The 19,048-nt window shown below is 71.7% G+C and carries 12 protein-coding genes; 5 read left to right on the top strand and 7 right to left on the bottom strand.

Annotated elements, in window-relative coordinates; all coding sequences use genetic code 11:
* Nucleotides 1-44: 44 nt before the first annotated feature.
* The 4 genes from AB0G14_RS19035 to acs form a co-directional block, all read right to left on the bottom strand.
* Complete coding sequence (locus AB0G14_RS19035; RefSeq protein WP_357699063.1) at nucleotides 45-2,441, bottom strand: immune inhibitor A domain-containing protein; 2,397 nt, start codon at nucleotides 2,439-2,441, stop codon at nucleotides 45-47.
* 323 nt (nucleotides 2,442-2,764) lie between these two features.
* The gene (locus AB0G14_RS19030; protein ID WP_357699028.1) at nucleotides 2,765-5,071 is read right to left on the bottom strand and encodes an immune inhibitor A domain-containing protein; all 2,307 of its coding nucleotides are present in this window, start codon (nucleotides 5,069-5,071) and stop codon (nucleotides 2,765-2,767) included.
* Nucleotides 5,072-5,489: 418 nt separating this feature from the next.
* The gene (locus AB0G14_RS19025; RefSeq protein ID WP_357699026.1) at nucleotides 5,490-8,282 is read right to left on the bottom strand and encodes an immune inhibitor A domain-containing protein; all 2,793 of its coding nucleotides are present in this window, start codon (nucleotides 8,280-8,282) and stop codon (nucleotides 5,490-5,492) included.
* A gap of 268 nt (nucleotides 8,283-8,550) precedes the next feature.
* Nucleotides 8,551-10,515 carry an acetate--CoA ligase gene (acs, locus tag AB0G14_RS19020; protein ID WP_357699024.1) on the bottom strand — a complete coding sequence of 655 codons (1,965 nt, stop codon included), beginning with the start codon at nucleotides 10,513-10,515 and terminating at the stop codon, nucleotides 8,551-8,553.
* 261 nt (nucleotides 10,516-10,776) lie between these two features.
* Here acs and AB0G14_RS19015 point away from each other — a divergent pair, with 261 nt between their 5' ends.
* Nucleotides 10,777-11,523: an oxidoreductase gene (locus AB0G14_RS19015; protein ID WP_357699022.1), complete on the top strand. Its 747-nt coding sequence runs from the start codon at nucleotides 10,777-10,779 to the stop codon at nucleotides 11,521-11,523.
* Between the two features lie 50 nt (nucleotides 11,524-11,573).
* Here the strand turns inward: AB0G14_RS19015 and AB0G14_RS19010 are convergent, their stop codons facing one another.
* The 3 genes from AB0G14_RS19010 to AB0G14_RS19000 form a co-directional block, all read right to left on the bottom strand.
* The gene (locus AB0G14_RS19010) at nucleotides 11,574-12,389 is read right to left on the bottom strand and encodes an HAD-IB family hydrolase (protein WP_357452503.1); all 816 of its coding nucleotides are present in this window, start codon (nucleotides 12,387-12,389) and stop codon (nucleotides 11,574-11,576) included.
* A 634-nt stretch (nucleotides 12,390-13,023) separates the two neighbouring features.
* Complete coding sequence (locus AB0G14_RS19005) at nucleotides 13,024-13,353, bottom strand: hypothetical protein (protein ID WP_357699020.1); 330 nt, start codon at nucleotides 13,351-13,353, stop codon at nucleotides 13,024-13,026.
* A gap of 224 nt (nucleotides 13,354-13,577) precedes the next feature.
* Complete coding sequence (locus tag AB0G14_RS19000; protein WP_357699061.1) at nucleotides 13,578-14,036, bottom strand: carboxymuconolactone decarboxylase family protein; 459 nt, start codon at nucleotides 14,034-14,036, stop codon at nucleotides 13,578-13,580.
* A gap of 153 nt (nucleotides 14,037-14,189) precedes the next feature.
* Here AB0G14_RS19000 and AB0G14_RS18995 point away from each other — a divergent pair, with 153 nt between their 5' ends.
* The 4 genes from AB0G14_RS18995 to AB0G14_RS18980 all read left to right on the top strand — a co-directional run bounded on the left by AB0G14_RS18995 (nucleotide 14,190) and on the right by AB0G14_RS18980 (nucleotide 18,965).
* Nucleotides 14,190-15,056 carry a sigma-70 family RNA polymerase sigma factor gene (locus tag AB0G14_RS18995; RefSeq protein ID WP_357699018.1) on the top strand — a complete coding sequence of 289 codons (867 nt, stop codon included), beginning with the start codon at nucleotides 14,190-14,192 and terminating at the stop codon, nucleotides 15,054-15,056.
* Between the two features lie 290 nt (nucleotides 15,057-15,346).
* Nucleotides 15,347-16,450, top strand: a complete 1,104-nt coding sequence (gene ssd, locus AB0G14_RS18990; RefSeq protein ID WP_357699016.1) for a septum site-determining protein Ssd — start codon at nucleotides 15,347-15,349, stop codon at nucleotides 16,448-16,450.
* A complete protein-coding gene (locus AB0G14_RS18985) occupies nucleotides 16,447-17,658 on the top strand; it encodes a TadA family conjugal transfer-associated ATPase (RefSeq protein ID WP_357699014.1) in 1,212 nt (403 codons plus the stop codon). Before ssd ends, AB0G14_RS18985 begins: the two co-directional genes overlap by 4 nt.
* Nucleotides 17,655-18,965: a hypothetical protein gene (locus AB0G14_RS18980; RefSeq protein WP_357699012.1), complete on the top strand. Its 1,311-nt coding sequence runs from the start codon at nucleotides 17,655-17,657 to the stop codon at nucleotides 18,963-18,965. The genes AB0G14_RS18985 and AB0G14_RS18980 overlap by 4 nt, the downstream gene beginning before the upstream one ends.
* Nucleotides 18,966-19,048: the final 83 nt, after the last annotated feature.

The following is a 19,048-nucleotide window of genomic DNA, read 5'->3' as shown; positions in this document are numbered from 1 at the left end:
CCTGCCCGGGCATCGCGTGGTGCGGGTGGTGCGTGATCAGGCGATCAGGAGATGCGGATCTTGGTGTAGAGGCCGTCCTTCTCCAGGACCTTGATCTTGGTGCCGGTGGCCGGGAGCTTGACGCCGTGGTTCGGCAGCTCCGGGTACCAGTACTGCTTGGTGTCGTCGAACAGCGGCTGCGCGGCCTGGCCGCGGATGTACTGCGGCTGGCTGTTGAGGTGCAGCGTGAACGAGTCGGCCTTCTTCAGGCTGAACGGCGCGTCGTAGACCTGGACGCGGGCCCGCCAGGGCTGCCCGGTCAGGTTGTAGATCGGCCGCGGGTGCGCGTCGATGATCAGGTTGCGACCCTCACCCGGGTGCTCGAACGTGTCGTTGTCCGCCCAGCGGGTGTTCCAGTAGGAGATCAGCAGACCCTCCTGGTACGCGTAGTGGTCCACGTAGTCCGGGCGGGTGTTTGCGTAGCCGAAGAAGTACGGGCCGGTCTTCAGGTACTTGTCGTACGAGACGTACTGCCGGGTGCCCGCGATGTAGTAGTTGTCGAACTCCCGGGTGTAGGTCTCCTCGGCGACCTCGAAGCCACCGGCGAGCGTCCAGCCGGCGGCGCCGGACTCGGCACCGTCGGAGAGGACGGCCTGGCCGTCGGCGGTCACGGTGACCGCGTCACCGTAGAAGCCACCCTCGGAGACACCGCCGTCGGTCTGGTAGCGCAGCCGGAACTGCGCGACCTTGCCCGCCGCCACGTCCATGGGGATGGTGATGTCGACCCACTCGCCGTTGCTGCTGCCGTCCAGGGCCGGACGTCCGGGCGAGATCTCCGGGAGGGGCTGGCCGTTGACCGTGCCCGGCAGCGCCGTCCAGGTCTGGCCGCCGTCGAGCGACGCCTCGAAGAACAGGTAGTCGTACCCGGCCTCGATGTCGTAGCGGCCCTTCATCGACAGCGACGCCGACGACTTCCCGGTGAGGTCCAGGGTCCGGGTCATCGTGCTGTTGAGGTCGTCCTCGTTGCCCGAGAAGAACTGCTTGGTGCCCTCGAACGGCTTGCCGTTGTCGAAGGAGTACTCCCGCTTCGGGAGCACCACCACGACGCCCTGGGCCTCGTCGGTGTTGTATTCCTGCGGGCCGAGCTTCAGGGTGCGCTGCTGCCCCGCGACGACCACCTCGTAGTCGAGCCAGCCGAGCTGGAGCTTGTTCCACGCGCCCAGGTCACCGCCGCGGTCGCCGATGCCGGCGTCGTCCTTGGCGCCGAGCCGGCTCTGGGCCATCAGGGTCCAGTGCTCGTTGTTGTTGTCCCCACCGTTGACGACGTTGTAGTCGTCCGGCAGACCGAGGTCGTGGCCGTACTCGTGGTAGAAGACGCTCCGGCCGCCGTTCTCCGGCTGGATGGTGTAGTCACCGATCCAGATGCCGGTGTTGCCGATCTGGGTGCCGCCGGCCGGGAAGTTGACCGGGCCGGTCGAACCCTGGTCGGACGCGAAGGCGTACCAGCGGTGGCTCCAGATGGCGTCCTCGCCCTGGTACGGGTCGCCGTCGGCCTCGTCGCCGCCGGAGTGGACGATCTGGAAGTGGTCGATGTAGCCGTCCGACTCGTTGAAGTTGCCGTCCGAGTCGTGGTCGTACCGGTCCCACTGGTCCATCGCCTTGACGTCCGCGGCGATCTGGGCGTCGGTGCGGCCGGCGGCCTTCTGGTTGGCGACCCACTGGTTGGCGGCGTCCCGGACCAGCGCCCACGTGTTGGTGCAGACGTTGTCGCCGCACGGGTAGCCGCCGGAGCGGCCGTAGCGGGCCTCGTTGTACCTGACCTTCACCCAGTCGGTGACCGTGCCGTCGACGCTGTAGCGGCCCGAGGACTGCGCCTCGTAGTACTGCTTCAGCGACTCGTCACCAGGGTTGGTGCCGAAGTAGAGCTTGCGGTAGTGGTCGGCGTTGTAGTCCGCCTGCCACACGGTGGAGTTGTCCACCGCCCGGTTGGGGGCGGGGATCTCGTTGTGCAGCGGCCCGTCGAACCGGGTCGGACCCGCCGTGGTCGGGTCGGTGTCCTGGTCCGGGTAGCTCGGGTGCCGCTCGTTGCCGAACTCGGCGAGGATGACGAAGATCCGGTCGGTCTGCTCGCGGGCGAGCTCGACGTACTGGTCCTCCATCTGGCTGGCGGCGCCGGCCCGGGTCGAGCGGGCGGTGGCCCCCTCGGCCTGGGTCTTGCCGACCTTGACGACCGTGCTGCCGTTGATCTTCTGCGCCTTGGCCCGGCCGGAGAGGACGTCGCTCAGGCCCTCCTGGCGCAGGGCGCGACGCTTGTCCTCGAGCGGGTTCGGCAGGTCGTGGTCGACATGGGCTGGCTCGGTGACCGACGGAGCGGCCGTCGGCAACTTCGGCTGCGGCGCGGCGCTGGCGGATGTGCCGACCGCCAGTCCCGTCGCCGTCAGCGAAAGCCCGAGCAGACCCACTGCGACTTTGCGCACGTGGTACCTCCGGTGTGAGGGAACCGGCCCAACGGGGGTACGGGCCGGTGGAGATCGATCCCACTAGTGGGACCAATGGTGAACATAGACACTCCTGTGACCCCTGGGAAGACGCGTCCGTCTATTTGTTGCAGAGTTTTGTTGGGAAGGCTTTTCACCGTCACATCCCGGCCGTTCATCAACCGTCATGAGCAGGGCATAGGGTCCCCGATGGGGCGGAAGAGATCGTTCTCGATCGGACCGGGTCACGTACGCGAAAAGTGGGGCCGGTGGCGTCACCGCCACCGGCCCCACGGGTAACCCGATCGTCAGTTGCTGACCTTCACGACCATGTCGTCGGTCGGGTTGGTGCCCTGCTGCAGGATCTCGATCCGGGTGCCGGAACCGGCCAGCTTCACCGAGTTCCACGGGTTGCCGGACGTCCAGTACTTGTTCGCCCCGCTGTCGAAGAACACCGGGTTCGGGTCGAGCGCCGGGAGCGTGACCGGGACACCGTTGAGGTGGAAGGTCTGCGCCGGCTTGGCGTACAGGCTGAACGTGGCGTCGAAGCCGTTGCGGCGGTTGGTGATGGTGCCCTGACCACCGACGTTGATCTTGTTCGGCCGGACGTCCACCGGGAGGTTCAGGCCGTAGCCCGGGTGCTCCGAGGTGTTGTTGTCGCCGTACGCGTAGTTCACGTACCAGACCAGCATGCCGGGCTGGACCGAGAACCGCTCCACCCAGTTCGGGCGGGTGTTGTTGAACCCGTAGTTGTACCCGCCGGTCCGCAGGGTGTCGTCGTAGCCGAAGTAGGACCGGTTCTCCGCGATGTAGAAGCGGGGGTACGTGTCGGTCACCGAGCCGCCCATCCGGGTGAAGCCCCTGGCGGTCCACTCGGCGGCCAGCGTCTCGGCGTCGTCGGTCCAGGCGACGGCGCCGCCCTTGACCAGCGACACGTTGTCCAGGAACGCGCCGGCGAGGTGCACGCCGCCGTCGGTCTGGTAGCGGTAGCGGAACTGCACGGTCTGCCCGGCGTACGCGGACAGGTCGTAGGCCAGGTCCACCCAGGCGCCGCTGGTCGAGCCGTCGACCCCGGTCTCACCGGCGTCGATCGACGAGTTGCCCAGCGGGGTCCAGGTGGCGCCACCGTTGGTCGACACCTCGGCGTAGAGGTAGTCGTAGTCCTCTTCGATGTCGTACCAGGCCTTCGCGGTGATCGACGCGGACGTCGCACCGGTCAGGTCGAGCTGGCGGGTCAGCGTGGTGTTCAGGTCGTCCGCGCTGCCGCCCCACCACTCGTACGACCCGCCGAACGGCGTGTTGTAGCTGGTGGTCTGGGTCTGCGCCGGCAGGTTGACGACGACGGCCTGGGCCTTCGGCCCGTCGCTGTCGCCGGCCGGGCCGAGCGTGACCCGGGTGGTGCCGCTGTTCTCCTCGACCACCGAGTAGTTCAGCCAGCCCAGGAACAGCTTCGACCACGGGTCCATGTAGCCCGGGGTCGACCCGATGTCGTCCGTGCCGTGGCTCAGCCACGAGCCGGAGGACATCAGGCTCCAGAAGCCCACACCGTTGTCGCCGCCGGCGGTGTCGTACAGGTCCGGCAGACCGAGGTCGTGGCCGTACTCGTGGGCGAACACGCCCAGACCGCCGTTCTCCGGCTCCGTGGTGTAGTCCCGGATCCACATGCCGGTGTCGCCGATCTGGACACCACCGGCCTTGTTCTCGCCCGGACCGGCGCTGCCGGCCAGGTTCGGGAACGCCGCCCAGCGGTGCGACCAGATGGCGTCCTCGCCCTGGGCGCCGCCGCCGGCCTCCTCGCCCTCGCCCGCGTGCACCGCCTGGAAGTGGTCGATGTAGCCGTCGGGCTCGTTGAAGTCGCCGTCGCCGTCGAAGTCGTACCGGTCCCAGATGTCGAACTGGGCCAGGTACTGCTTGATCTGCTCCGGCGTCTTGCCGGCCGCGACCTGGGACTCGTACCAGGCCGTCGCGGTGTCCTTGACGAAGTTCCAGTACCCGTCGGCCTCGGAGATGGCGTTGCTGCCGTACCGGGCCTCGTTGTAGGGAACCTTGACCCAGTCGCTGACGTCGCCGTTGACGGTGTAGCGCCCGCCGGACTGCTTCAGGTAGAAGTCCCGCATCGACTCACCCGGACCGAACATCATGTCCTGGTAGTGCGCCCGGTTGAAGTCCGGTCGCCACAGCGTGCTGTTGTCGTCGGCCGAGCTGCCGTCCCAGTTGCGGTCCGGCTCGGCGATCTGGTTGCGCACCGGGCCGGCAGCTCCACCGGTCCGGGGGTCGGTCTGGTCGCCGAACTCGACCAGCATCGTGAAGATCGGGTCGGTCTTCGGGGCCTGCTGGTACTCCACGAACAGGTCGTCCTTGACCTGGATGACCTTCGATCCGTTGCGCGTGGAAAGCTTGGCCTTGCCGGAGAGCAGGTCGGCGATGGCCTTCTTCCGGAGCTCCCGCTGCTGATCCGCCTTCGGATCGGGGAGGTTGTCCCTGCGGTGCTTCGCCTTGTCGGAACCGGGGGCCGGGTCCGCGGCCGGTGCGCCGGAGGCCGGCGCCGACACGACTCCCGCCGCCAGCAGCGCGGCCGTGGCCGAGGCCAGACCGGCTGTGACTCGTCTCCTCAAAGGTCCTCCTCCTTTGTGGATCTGTTACATGACGAGCGCGGCCGAAGCCGCGGCTGTCATGTGATGCGCCACTCACCCTGGCAGAGGTGGCGTGCGCTTGTCACGGGTCAAATACCTGCTGGGAACGCGTCCGCCGACCTGCATATGCGCATAAATGCCGACCAAAGGGCGCGATGAGCCGACATCGGTTCACGTTACGTTTTGGCCACGATCACCTTGAGTGACCGGAGTTATGAAGTCCCCATCGGGGGAGCGACCGGGGGCCGGAAATCGTCACAGAGGCTCTCAGTGATTTTGCCGGCCAGGTCCGGGTGGTGGCCGGTCGGCGCGGATCTCGGACCACACGACGAGCGGGGCCCGTCCGGAGCAGTCTGCTCCGGACGGGCCCCGCCGTGTGTCCCGTCGACCGACCCTCGGGTCAGTTCGTCGCCGGGGTGACGTACACCGTGGCGTACGAGTTGTCCTTCGCGGTGTGCTTGATGGTGATGGTGACGCCGTAGGACACGCCCTGGTCACCGGGGTTGCCGGTGCCCAGCACGATGGCGCCGCCGCCCAGCGTGACCCCGTAGTAGGCCGGCGCCGGCGTACCGTCCGGGTTGGTGACCCGGGTCGTGTACGGCGCGTTGCCCTTCGACGGGATGACGACCGAGGCGTCGCTGTCCCGGGCGTACGCCGAGCCGTCGCGGATCTCGATGCCCGGGTACCAGCCCTTGGCGTCCGTGAAGGCCGGCACCGCCGGCTGTGCGGGGAAGTTCGTGCAGTACTCGCTGTACGGCTCGTCCGCCGCCTCCAGGCACTCCCGGAAGGGGTACGTGGGGTTGAGCGAGAAGGCCGCGTTGGCGGACTGCGGGCGGCTGGGCAGGTTGTCCAGCACCGACGGGTCCTTGACGGCCGCCTCGCCCGTGCGGCGGAACGGGTCGAAGTGCGAGTCGACGATCAGCAGGCCACCCTTGGCGCCGTAGCTCGGCAGGGAGGTCAGCTGTCCGGTGACGTGGTTGACGTCGCCGAGCGCGGTGTCCCGGTACCAGACCAGCATGCCCGGGGCGTTGTAGGAGACCTTGTCGACCTTCCACGCCTCGTGCGAGTACACCGTGTCGTAGGTGTACTTCAGGCCGTTGTCGAAGCCGTCGAAGTTGCGCCACTCCGCCAGGTAGTAGTGCGCCTGGGTCGAGGTGCCGCTGTCGATGCGCCAGCCCGGGCCGGTGGTGTCGACGAAGGTGCCGCCGGTCGCGGTCCAGCCGTTGGTGCCGCTCTCGACGTCGTCGCTCCAGGTGGTGGCGCCGCCGCCGGTCACCGTGAAGTCGTCGGCGAACCAGCCGCGCTCCGCGAACGCCTCGTCGGTGGCGTAGCGGAGCCGGACCTGCACGGTCTGCCCGGCGAACGCCGACAGGTCGACGTAGTCGTGCCGCCAGCCGTTGGTGCTGCCGGTGAGGCCGTACTTCTTGTTGCCGAAGTCGACCATCCGGCCGTTCGGGTCGGCGTAGCCGTCGTTGGTGGTGACGAGCTTGCCGGTCGAGTCGTAGACCTTCTGCTCGGCCCAGGTGGCGCCGCCGTCGGTCGAGACCTCGAGGAAGCCGTAGTCCCAGTCGGCCTCGATGACGAAGTTGTTCCACATCCAGAACTTCGCGTCGGCCGCCGCCGGCACGGCCACCTGGCGGGCGATCTTGACGTCCGCCCAGTCCTGGTCGGCGCCGGTGTACCACATCTTCTCGCCGCTGTGCGGCGTGGCCAGGGTGATCACCTTGTTCGGCAGGTTGATCTTGATGCCGTCCTTGGTGCCGACCGGGGTCCGCGAGGTCTGACCCAGTTGCACGGAGCGCGGGTCGGTGCCGGGCGCGAGGGTCAGCGGGTCGGCCCAGCCGAGCACCCACTTGTCCCACAGGCCCATGTGCGTCGGCAGCGCCTGGAAGATCTCACCCGAGTGCGAGCCCGAGGCCATCAGGTCCCAGAAGTCGACGTCGGAGTCGGCGTTGCCCGAGGTGTCGTAGAGGTCCGGCAGGCCCAGGTCGTGGCCGAACTCGTGGGCGAACACACCGACGCCGGCGTCCTCCGGCTGCACGATGTAGTTCGACACCTGGAGGTTCGTGCCGGGGATGGTGTAGCCGCCGGCGATCGACGACGAGTGCGCCCAGACGGCGTAGATGCCCTCGGCGCCGCCGCCGCGGGACTTGCCCTGGCCGGCGTGCACCAGCACCAGGTGGTCGATCACGCCGTCCGGCTCGAAGACGTTGCCGTCACCGTCGCGGTCGCCCTGGTCCTCGATGTCGTAGTCGGCCCACGGGAAGTTCGGGTCCATCTGCGCGAGGGTGGCGATCGCGTCGGTGGCCAGCCGGCCCGCGCCCTGCGGGTTGTCCGGGTGCCCGTTCATCGCCTGCTCGCGGCCGGCGACCCAGTTGCCGTTCTCGTCCTGGAAGCAGCGGGAGGCCGCATACCAGCCCTCGGAGTGCGGCACCTTGATCCACGGGCTGGCCTGCCCGTCGACCGTGTACGCGCCCTTGGACATCTCCAGGTACATGTTGTGCATGGTCCGGCCGGCCAGGCTGATGCCCGGCTTGCCGTCCGGCCCGGTCAGGTCCGGGCGGACCCGCTCGGTGATGCCCTCCTTGGTGTAGAGCATCTTGTCGTAGTGCGTGGGCGAGAAGTCCGGCACCCACATCGAGTTGTTGTCCTCGCGCGACAGGGACGCCGGGTTGGGGATGTTGTTGTGCAGGGGGCCGTTCTGGACGGTGCCGGGGACACAGCTCCGGTCCCCGAAGACCGTCTTGGGGACCATGACATCGGTGAAGTCGTCGTTGGCCTGGTCGTTGAACTCCACCAGCAGGGTGAGCAACTTCGCCGTCTGGGTGCCCTCGGCCTGCTTGATCTGCCGCGGGCTCTTGCCCGTCTTGATCGCCTCGGCCTCGGTCTTGGCGAGTTCCCGCGCCGTGACCGGGTTGCCGCGGGCGAACTTGCGGTCGTAGGCCCGCGCCTGTTCGACGGCCGGGGCGTAGACACCACCCTTGCCCTTGACCTCGCGGCCGGTGCTGTCCGGCTGGACGGCCGGCTCGGAGTAGTTGATGTAGTACTCGTCCGCCCCGATGACGGCTCGGGCGGGGCCGGACTCTGCCGCCGCCGAGCTGCCAGTCACGGTCAGTGACGTGGCCGCCAGGGCGATGGCGGGCAGCGCGACGAGTAGGCGTCGACGCGACCCAGGTTGCGGATTTCTGTTCATGCCGCTCCATTTCTCGGGCATGGGGAGGGAGGGAGCCGGACGGCCTCTGATCGATGTGACGTCCATCGAACCGACTCGGCCTGCGTGAACCTAAATCAGAAACCAGGCGAAGGACAGGGGTCCACACCTGCCTGTGTCCGTTCAGCTTCTCCGGTTCCCCCGACCGACTGATGTGACAGGGCGCATCCGGTCCGCCGTGTACCCGTAAGAAATGACGATGGGTGACGGTCCGCGCGGGACCGCCACCCATCGGGTCGTACGCCTGCCGTCAGTCCTCGTCGGACTTCCCGCCGCCCATGCCGGACGAGATCAGGTCCATCACGGACGAGTCCTGGAGCGTGGTGACGTCGCCCAGCGACCGGTTCTCGGCCACGTCCCGCAGCAGCCGGCGCATGATCTTGCCGGAGCGGGTCTTCGGCAGCTCGGGCACCAGCATGATCTGCCGCGGCTTGGCGATCGGGCCGAGGGTCTTCGCCACGTGGTTGCGCAGGTCGGCGATGAGCTTCTCGCCCGCCTCGCCCGAGGTGTCGATGCTGCCGCGCGGGATGGCGAACGCGACGATGGCCTGCCCGGTGGTCGGGTCGGTCGCGCCGACCACCGCCGCCTCGGCCACCGACGGGTGCGAGACGAGCGCCGACTCGACCTCGGTGGTGGAGATGTTGTGGCCGGACACCAGCATCACGTCGTCGACCCGGCCGAGCAGCCAGATGTGCCCGTCGTCGTCCCGCTTCGCGCCGTCCCCGGCGAAGTACATGCCCTCGAACCGCGACCAGTACGTCTCGATGAACCGGTTGTCGTCGCCCCAGATGGTGCGCAGCATCGACGGCCACGGCTCGCGCAGCACCAGGTAGCCACCGCCGCCGTTCGGCACCGACTGGCCCTGGTCGTCGACCACGTCGGCACTGATTCCCGGCAGCGGCGTCATCGCCGAGCCGGGCTTGGCCGCCGTCACGCCCGGCAGCGGCGAGATCATGACGGACCCGGTCTCGGTCTGCCACCAGGTATCCACGATGGGCAGCTCACCCCGGCCGACGTGCTGCCTGTACCACATCCACGCCTCGGGGTTGATCGGCTCGCCCACGCTGCCGAGCAGCCGCAGCGAGGAGAGATCGTAGCCGGCGGGGATGTCCTCGCCCCACTTCATCATCGTGCGGATCAGCGTCGGGGCGGTGTAGAGGATGCTGACCTTGTACTTGTCGACGATCTCCCAGAACCGGCCCTTGTGCGGGGTGTCCGGGGTGCCCTCGTACATCACCTGCGTGGCGCCGTTGGAGAGCGGGCCGTAGACGATGTAGGAGTGCCCGGTGACCCAGCCGATGTCGGCGGTGCACCAGTAGACGTCCGTCTCCGGCTTGAGGTCGAAGACCGCGTGCGTCGTGTACGCCGTCTGGGTGAGGTAGCCGCCGGTGGTGTGCAGGATGCCCTTCGGGCGGGCCGTGGTGCCGCTGGTGTAGAGGATGAACAGCGGGTGCTCGGCGTCGAACGGCTGCGCGGCGTGCTCGGCCGGGGCGGTCTCCACCGTCTCGTGCCACCAGTGGTCCTTGGCCGACCAGGCGACCTCCTCGCCGGTGCGCCGCACGACCAGCACGTGCTCGATCGACGGGCAGTTGGCCACCGCCTCGTCCACGGTCGGCTTCAGCGCGGACGGCTTGCCCCGGCGGAAGCCGCCGTCGGCGGTGATCACCACCTTGGCGCTGGCGTCCTGGATCCGGTTGGTCAGCGCGTCGGCGGAGAAGCCGCCGAAGACCACGCTGTGCGTCGCGCCGATGCGGGCGCAGGCCAGCATCGCGACCGCCGCCTCCGGGATCATCGGCAGGTAGATAGCCACCCGGTCGCCCGCGGTGACGCCCAGGTCGGTCAGCGCGTTCGCCGCCTGGCAGGTCAGCTTGTGCAGGTCGGCGTACGTGATGGTGCGGGTGTCGCCCGGCTCGCCCTCCCAGTGGATGGCGACCCTGTCGCCCAGGCCGGCCTCGACGTGCCGGTCCAGGCAGTTGTACGCCACGTTGAGCTGCCCGCCGACGAACCACTTCGCGAACGGCGGCTTCGACCAGTCGAGCACCTGGTCCCACTGCCGCGCCCACGTCAGCCGCCCGGCCTGCCGCTCCCAGAACGCCAGCCGGTCGGCGTCGGCCTCCGCGTACGCGTCTGCGGTGACGTTGGCGTTCGCGGCGAGTTCGGCCGGCGGCGGGAACTGGCGTGTCTCGTTCAACAGATTGGCCAATGCCTCGCTCATGCCGTGCTCCCTCGTCGTTCGGGGTGACCTGCGTCTCCCGCACGAGGTTAGTCGGGGCATCCCGTCGTCCGACTGCCGGTCCGGCCAACTCGCGCCGAGCGGCCCCCGCCGCGCGCCGGACGGCCACCCAGATGCCAAAAGGGGCATCTTGTTGGCGCCCTCTGTCGAGGAAGGGCCCCTTGCTACCAGATCGCGGGTGGCGGCGGTCGCTCCCGGGCGGCTCGTCGGCGGGTCGCGTCGCGCAGTCGATAGCGTGACGGGGTGACCGCTGACCCGCTCGCCCCGCTGCTCGCGCTCGCCGACATCGCGCCCGCCGTCGAGCGGGCCCGCGAGCGGTTCGACCAGGCGCTCGGGCACCGCGCGCTGCGTCGCCACGGCGGCCAGGTCGCGGCCGAGGTCAGCCTCCGGTCCGCGGTCGCCAGCGCCGCCCTCGAGGGGTACGCCCACGAGCGCGAGGCGGTCCGCGCCGGAACCGTGACCGAGCCGGTGGTCCAGGGCGCGCTGCGGGTCGCCGGGGCGCTGCCCGGGCTGAGCGAACTCTGGCCGAAGGCGCCCCGGCAGGCGCTGGCGAAGCTGCACGTGCTCGCCGCCCGGGACGTGGTGGCCGAGGCCGAGCTGGGCCGGCCCGTGGCCGACCCGGTGGTCGCCGCGCGGCTGGACGGGCTGGCCGGTCTCGTCGCCGGCGGCACGAAGGTCTCCCCGCTGGTGCTGGCCGCCGTCGTGCACGGCGAGCTGCTGAACCTGCGCCCCTTCGCCGGGCCGTCCGGGGTGGTGGCCCGCGGCACCGCCCGGCTGGTGCTGCTGTCCAGCGGGCTCGACCCGCGCGGCCTGCTCGCCGTCGACGTCGGCCACCGCGAGCGAGAGCCCGAGTACGTCGGCGCGGCCGGCGCGTTCGCCACCGGCACCCCGGACGGCCTGCGCTCCTGGCTGCGGCACTACATGTCGGCCGTGGAGGTCGGCGCCGACCAGCTCACCACGATCGGCGACGAGATCCTCGCCGCCGCCTGACCCGCCCTGTCTGGGTCGCTTCGGTCCGGGTCGCTTCGGCCCGGATCCGGTCAGGCCGGAGCGGGGGTGGCGCGGGTGCGGCGGTGACGGCCGTACCAGGCGATGCCGATGGCCACGCCGACGCCCACGCCCAGCGCCGCCGCGGCGACCGGGACCGCCGGGCGCTCCCGCAGCCGCCGGCCCAGCGGGATCGGGTGCCGGAACTCCAGCACCGGCCAGGAGTTCTCGACCGCGAGCCTGCGCAGCTGCCGGTCCGGGTTGACCACCGAGGGATGGCCGACGCACTCCAGCAGCGGGCGGTCGCTGTACGAGTCGGAGTAGGCGTACGAGTCGGCCAGGTCGTACCCGCGGCGGGCGGCCAACTCGCTGACCGCCTCGACCTTGCTCGGGCCGGCCGCGTAGAACTCGACCTCGCCGCTGTAGCGGCCGTCCACCACGCCCATCCGGGTGGCGATCACGTCGGTGACCCCCAGCAGCGCGCCGATCGGCCGGACCATCTCCTCGCCGGAGGCGGAGACCAGCACGACGTCCCGGCCGGCAGCCTGGTGCTCCTCGATCAGGGCGGCGGCCTCGGCGTACACGTAGGGATTGATCAGCTCGTGCAGCGTCTCCGCGACGATCTGGCGGACCTGCTCCACCTGCCAGCCCTTGCAGAGCGTGGCGAGGTAGTCCCGGGTCTTGGCCATGGTCTGCTCGTCGGTGCCGCCCAGCCGGAACATCAGCTGTGCGTACGCCGACTTGACCACGTCACGCCGGGTGATCAGGCCGTCCCGGTAGAACGGCCGACCGAACGCCAGGGCGCTCGACTTGGCGATGACGGTCTTGTCCAGATCGAAGAAAGCGGCACTTCGGCCCACGGCGCGCAAGTCTAGCCGGATGGTCTATGGTCGGCGGGTGCCCGGGGTCCGATGACCCCTCGGACTTGCGGGCCGACCCCATCACCCTCGCTCATCGTGACGTCCGTCACACTCTGCGAACTTTAATTTGCAGGGAGTGGAGGTGACACCACTCGACGTATACAGGTCCGCTCAGGCAGACTGGTCGGCACGACGAGCTTTCATATCTCGCACAACACACAGGCCCTCGGCGGTTGCACCCCCCGTGACCGCTGAGTGGGTTCGGCTCGACCCCCCCGGAGCCGAACCTCCCGACGACCCCCGTCTCCCCCCGACGGGGGTCGTCCCTTTCCGCCCTGAGCGCTCCGCCGCAGGTCACAGGTCGTCTCCGTCCTCGTCGAGGCCGCTCTCCGAGGGCGAATCCTCGGCCGGAGGCAGCCCCTTCAGTGAGATTGGTGGCGATCAGCCTCGCGCGCGTTCGTGGGGCGAAGCGGAGATGCTCAGGAGTGGGCGAGGACGGCCGGGGGGCGGATGCGGCGTTGGTAGGAGCGGGTGCAGAGGGCAAGTGAGAGGCCAAGGCCGGCGAAGGCGAGCCCGCCCACGTAGCCGACCCAAGGGGACCAGCCTTCGGCGTCGCCGACTGTGAAGCCGACGGCCGAGGCGATCACGGTGGCGAAACCGTAGGGGGTGAGGGCCACGGTGCCCGCCAGCCCAGGGCGAGCAGCGTCCAGCGTGGCAGCCGCTCGCCCCAGGGCCGGGTCAGCGTGGTCAGCAGCAGCACCCCGCCGAGGGCGCCCAGCACGGTGAAGTCGATCCCATGCTGCTCCAACCACACCAGCGCGTCGGGCGCACCGCTGGCGCGCAGCGAGGCGGCGAGATCACCTGCCGGCCGGCCAGCGTTCCCGCCCAACGCCCAGTAGGTCTTCATCAGGATGTAGGGGGCCAGCGCAGCAGTTCCGAACCAAACGGCCTTCGCGGACTTCATCGAGCTCATGCGTCGATTCCAGCCCAGCCCCGGGTCCGAAACCTCCCGTGGGGGAGCCAACCGGCTCCCCCGCGGGAGGGATCAACAGCGGTCGTGCGGACTCCCGCAGGTCGGTGCATGGCGTTGTCAACCGCCAGACCGCGAACCCCGGACCGCCAACCGCCGCCGGCTGCCGCTCGACCACGGCGCCGCGGCGGGGGGCGCCTCCGCCCCTCGCCGCTGTCGGCGCCCGCTCAGCCCCAGATCTGCGGCGCGGGCTGTCGGGTCGTGGCGTTCAACCGGTTGAAGAAGTTGGTGGTGGCGATCCAGAGCACCAGCGCGGCCAGTTCCTTCTCGTCGAAGTGCCGGGTGGCCTCGTCCCAGACCTCGTCGGGCACCGCGTCGGCCCGGTCGGCGAGCCGGGTCGCGGCCTCGGCGAGCGCGAGCGCGGCCCGCTCCGCGGCGGTGAAGTACGGCGTCTCCCGCCAAGCGGCCAGCGCGAAGAGCCTCTCCTCGGTCTCTCCGGCCTTCCGTGCGCTGCGCGCGCCGGAGTCGACGCACGCGCTGCATCCGTTGATCTGGCTGGCCCGCAGGTGGACCAACTCCAGCGTGCTGGTGGGGACACCGGCGGAGTGCGCCGCCTTGTAGAGCAGGTTGATCGCCTTCACCGCGTCGGGGAGCAGCATCGCGGGGTTCTGGATGCGGGCCTGCATGGTCATCTCGTCCCTGCCCTTCCTGTTACGCTCGCTGGCGTTTCTCGCCGCAGCGTTCTCGTCCGTCACCCTGATGTCGACAGGGGGACGGGCGGCGTGACAGATGTGACCGCGGTCACGTGGAGGCCGGACGTCGGCCAGGATTGCGATGCCATGAGCGACACCGATCTGCTGGCCCTGCGCTTCGAGGAGCAGCGTCCCCGCCTGCGGTCCGTGGCCCAGCGGATGCTCGGCTCCCGGGCCGAGGCCGACGACGCGGTCCAGGACACCTGGCTGCGGCTCAGCCGCGCCGAGGTCGACGGCATCGACAACCTGCCGGGGTGGCTCACCACCACCCTCGGGCGGGTATGCCTCGATCGGCTGGGGTCGAGCACGGCCCGCCACGAGCAGCCCGCCGATGTCGCCGAGGACGAGCCGGCCACGGCGGGGCCCGGCGAGGTCGATCCCGAGCGGGAGGCGCTGCTCACCGAGTCGGTCGGACGGGCGCTGGACGTCGTGCTGCGGACCCTCGGCCCCACCGAACGGCTGGTCTTCGTGCTGCATGACATGTTCGCGGTGTCCTTCGACGAACTCGCCCCCGTTGTCGACCGCAGCCCGGCCGCCGTACGGCAGATCGCCAGCCGGGCCCGCCGTCGGGTGCAGAGCGGACCCCCGATGCCGGAGACGGACCGGAACCGGCATCGTGGGGTCGTCGAGGCGTTCCTCGCCGCGTCCCGGGAGGGGCGCTTCGACGACCTGCTCAGCCTGCTCGACCCGCACGTCGTCCTGCGCTCCGACGCCACGGCCGTCAAGATGGGCGGAACGGGCGAGGCACGCGGCTCGTCCGTCGTGGCCGCCTTCTTCTCCGGGCGGGCGCAGGGCGCTGTGCCGGCGTTCGTCGACGGCGCGCCGGGCGCGGTGGTGGTCGTCGGCGGCCGTACCCACATCGTGATCAGTTTCGTGGTCACCGACCGGATCGTCGGCGTCGAGGTGGTCGCCGACCCGGACCAGATCGCCGCCCTCGACCTGGTCATCGACTGACCGACGCGGACGGTCTCCCGCGAAGGACCTGGGGTTCGCCGGCGGCGTGGCTCCCGACGTCGCGCCGCCGTGCACGGGCTCTCCGCTGCCGCCAACCTCGGGCCTCTGCGGGTCGCGGGGCATGAGTGCGTGCCGCGAGCCGACGGACATAGCAGATCGACTCGCGCGGTGGGCGTTGTCCACAGGCGCCGAAGTTGTCCACAGGCTGGCGACGCGGGGCGGCGCCCGGTGGCGGATCGGGAGGAGGGTCTCGGGTCAGCAACCCCGGAGCCCGACCGCTGGAGGCCGCGATGCCACCCCGTACCTCCGTCCCGCCGCACCGGCGCCTGCCGCTGCTCGTCACCTCGGACGGCGACCTGCTCGACGACCTGCTCCGGCTCGCCGCGGCGGGCGGCGTCGAGGTGGAGCTCGCCGCCGACCCGGCGGCGGCCCGGACCCGCTGGCTGCCCGCCCCGCTCGTGCTGGTCGGCGCCGACCAGGCCCAGCCGTGCCTGCGGGCGCGGCTGCCGCAGCGGCCACGGATGGTGCTGGTCGGCCGGTCCGGGGAGCCCGATCCCGGCTTCCAGGTCGCCGAGCTGATCGGCGCCGAGCACGTGGCGGTCCTGCCGGCCGCCGAGCCGTGGCTGGTGGACCGGTTCGCCGAGTGCGGGCCGGAGGGCGCCGATCGGGGCGTGGCCCGGATCACCGCCGTGCTGGGCGGGCGTGGCGGTGCCGGGGCGAGCATCCTGGCCGGCGGGCTCGCGGTCACGGCCGCCCGTGCCCGGCTGCGCACCCTGCTCGTCGATGCCGACCCGCTCGGCGGTGGGCTCGACCTGGTGCTGGGTTGGGAGCAGTTGGAGGGGCTGCGCTGGCCGGCGCTGACCGACGCCGACGGCCGGGTGGACGCGCCGGCGCTGGTGCGGGCCCTGCCGAGCCGGGGCGACCTGGTGGTGCTCTCCTGGGACCGGGGCGACCTGCTTGCCCTGCCCGCCCAGGCGATGGCGGCCACGGTCGACGCTGCCCGGCGGGGCCGGGACTTCGTGGTGGTGGACCTGCCCCGGCAACTGGACGACGCGGCCGTCACCGCACTCCAGGCGGCCGACCAGGTGTTCGTCGTCGTACCGGCCGAACTGCGGGCCACCGCCGCAGCCGCCCGGGTGGTTGCGGCCGCCGCACCGCACTGCGCCGCGATGTCGGTGATCGTGCGCGGTCCGGCACCGGGCCGGCTCGGGGCCGCCGAGGTGGCCCGCGCGCTCGGGCTGCCGCTCGCCGGCACGCTGCGGCCGGAGCCGGCGTTGGCCCGTGGGCTGGAGCGGGGCGAGGCACCGGCCGCCCACGGCCGGGGGCCGCTGGCGGCCCTCTGCCAACGCATCGTCGCCGACCTGACCGGCACGTCCACGGCGGGTGCGGCATGACCGGACCGTCCGAGGGCGACACCCTCGCCTCCCGGGTGCGGCAGCGGATCGCGGCCACGGCGACCCCGGTCACCCCCGCCGCGATCGTGTCCGCCGTACGCGCGGAACCCGCCGCCGCCGTGCTGGGCGACACCGCCCTGCTGCGGATGGCCGACCGGGTGCACGACGACCTGGTGGGCGCCGGTCCGCTCGCGCCGCTGTTGGCCGACCCGGAGGTCACCGACGTGCTGGTCAACGGCGTCCGGGTCTGGGTGGACCGGGGGCAGGGCCTGCACCAGGTCGCGGTGCCGATCGGCACGGTCGACGATGTTCGCCGGCTCGCCCAGCGGCTCACCGCCAGCGCCGGCCGGCGGCTCGACGACGGCTCGCCGTACGCGGACGCCCGGCTCCCCGACGGCACCCGGCTGCACGCCGTGCTGCCGCCGGTGGCGACCGACGGTCCCTACCTGTCCCTGCGGACGTTCCGGCAGCGGCCGTTCACCCTCGACGAGCTGGTACGTCAGGGAACGGTGCCCCGGCCGATGGCGCCGGTGCTCTCCGCCGTGGTGGCGGCCCGGCTGGCGTACCTGGTGACCGGCGGCACCGGTTCGGGCAAGACGACTCTGCTGAACACGCTGCTCGGGCTGGTGCCGTCGACCGAGCGGATCGTGTTGGTGGAGGACGCGGCCGAGCTGCACCCCCGGCACCCGCACGTGGTCGGATTGCAGGCCAGGACTGCCAACGTGGAGGGCTCCGGCGCGGTCGGGCTGACCGACCTGGTCCGGCAGGCACTGCGGATGCGGCCCGACCGGCTGGTCGTCGGCGAGTGCCGGGGCGGGGAGGTGGTCGACCTGCTCGCCGCCCTGAACACCGGTCACGACGGCGGTGCCGGCACCCTGCACGCCAACGCCCCCTCCGACGTGCCGGCCCGGCTGGAGGCGCTCGGGATGCTTGGTGGGCTGCCCCGCCCCGCGCTCCACGCCCAGGTGGCCGCCGCGCTTCAGGTGCTGCTCCAGGTGCGCCGGGGCGAACAGGGGCGGGTGCTGGAGTCGGTGTGCCTGCTCCTGCCCGAGGGCCCGGACCGCCTGGTCGCCGCGGTTCCCGCCTGGGTACGCGGGCGCGGCCTCGGTCCGGCCGCCCGCGCGCTCGGAGCGCTGCTGCGGGAGCGCGGCGTGCCGGTGCCGCCGATCCTCAGCGAGCCGTGGCCCGGATCGGCGGGCCCGAAGTGAGCGCCCCGTACGCGCTGGTGGCGCTGCTGTCGATCGCGTCGGCGGTCGTCGTGGCCAATCTGGTGGGCGGCCTTCGGAGCAGGCGGCGCGCCCTCGCGGGCGAGGCACAAGGGAACGCGTCGACCGGAGCGGACGATCCGCTCGTCGACTGGATCACCGAGCTGCGTCGAACGTCGGAGCCGGACCTCCGTCCCGCCCCGCCGGATCGTCCCGCCGAGACGTTTCCCGGCCCGGCCGCTGCGGCGCCGACCGGCCGGCAGCCTGGTGAGATGTCCGAGGTGACCGCGCCGGCGCGCCTGCCGGCCGTCGCCCAGGCCGCCTCGGTCCGCCGGGTGCCTCCGGGCGGGCGCGGACCGGGCGGCGCGGCGCAGTGGCCGCCGCGGGACGTCGCGGACCGGCCGTCCTGGCCGTGGCCCGCCGGTGGTCACCCCGGCCCGTCCCGACCGCCGGGACCCGCCCGACCACCTGTCCGGCGGGACGCGCGACGTCCCGCCGGCGCGCCGGCCCCGACCGCTGCACCCACCCGTCGACCCGACGTGCGGGCGGCCCGTCCTGCCGGCGCGGGACGGCGAGACTGGTCGGGCGTGCTGACCACGTCGCCGAGGCGCACCCTGCTGCTGGTGGGGCTGGCCGGCGTCGCGGCCGGACTGCTGCTGGCCGGGCCGGTGGCGGCGGTGGCGGTCGGCGCCTACGGCCCGCTGGCCGCCCGCGCGCTGCTCCGACGGCAGTCCGGCCAGCTGGCGGACCGGGCCCGGCGACGTCGGCTGGACGAACTCTGTGGGCTGGCCGCCGATCTGCGGGCCGGCCTGCCGGTGCCGGTCGCCGCCGAGCAACTCACCCTCGGACGGACCGGAACCTCCGCCGGGATCGGTCGGGAGGACGCGGCGCCCGGCGACGGGCGGGCCTCCGACGCCGGAGCGGACACGCTGCACAAGCCGCCCCGGCGACCCGCCGGCAACGGCCCGGACCGGCTGGAGCGGCTGGCGCGCGCGGCCGTACGCCTCGCCGACCGGACGGGCGCGCCGCTGGCCGAGCTGCTGGAGCGCATCGAGGCCGACGCCCGCTCCACCGACCGGGGACTGGCCGCCGCGGACGCCCAGGCGGCCGGGGCGCGCGCCACCGCGTTGCTGCTCGCCGCTCTGCCGCTCGGCGGCATCGGGCTCGGCTACGGCATTGGCGTCGACCCCGTGGCGGTGCTGCTGCACACCCCCGTCGGTGGTGCGTGCGCGGTCGCCGCCGTCGCCCTCCAGGTCGCGGGCCTGTTCTGGGCCGAGCGGCTCGGCGCGACACCGGGGCGGGCGAGCTGATGCTCCGGGCGGTGCTGGTCGCGGGCTGCCTGGCGGCGGTGGCTCTGCTCGCCGTCGCGTTCCTAGCCGGCCGGCGGCCTCTG

This window comes from Micromonospora sp. NPDC023814 (assembly GCF_040639595.1).
GTDB lineage: Bacteria > Actinomycetota > Actinomycetes > Mycobacteriales > Micromonosporaceae > Micromonospora.
The sequence above is the reverse complement of the archived record's forward strand: the minus strand, read 5'-3'. Positions and strand labels throughout refer to the sequence as shown.

Excerpts from the sequence above, each read along its gene's own strand:
- AB0G14_RS19025 (WP_357699026.1), bottom strand. The coding sequence starts at position 8,282 with ATGAACAGAAATCCGCAACCTGGGTCGCGTCGACGCCTACTCGTCGCG.
- acs (WP_357699024.1), bottom strand. The coding sequence starts at position 10,515 with ATGAGCGAGGCATTGGCCAATCTGTTGAACGAGACACGCCAGTTCCCG.
- AB0G14_RS19005 (WP_357699020.1), bottom strand. The coding sequence starts at position 13,353 with ATGAGCTCGATGAAGTCCGCGAAGGCCGTTTGGTTCGGAACTGCTGCG.
- AB0G14_RS19000 (WP_357699061.1), bottom strand. The coding sequence starts at position 14,036 with ATGCAGGCCCGCATCCAGAACCCCGCGATGCTGCTCCCCGACGCGGTG.
- AB0G14_RS18995 (WP_357699018.1), top strand. The coding sequence starts at position 14,190 with ATGAGCGACACCGATCTGCTGGCCCTGCGCTTCGAGGAGCAGCGTCCC.
- ssd (WP_357699016.1), top strand. The coding sequence starts at position 15,347 with ATGCCACCCCGTACCTCCGTCCCGCCGCACCGGCGCCTGCCGCTGCTC.
- AB0G14_RS18985 (WP_357699014.1), top strand. The coding sequence starts at position 16,447 with ATGACCGGACCGTCCGAGGGCGACACCCTCGCCTCCCGGGTGCGGCAG.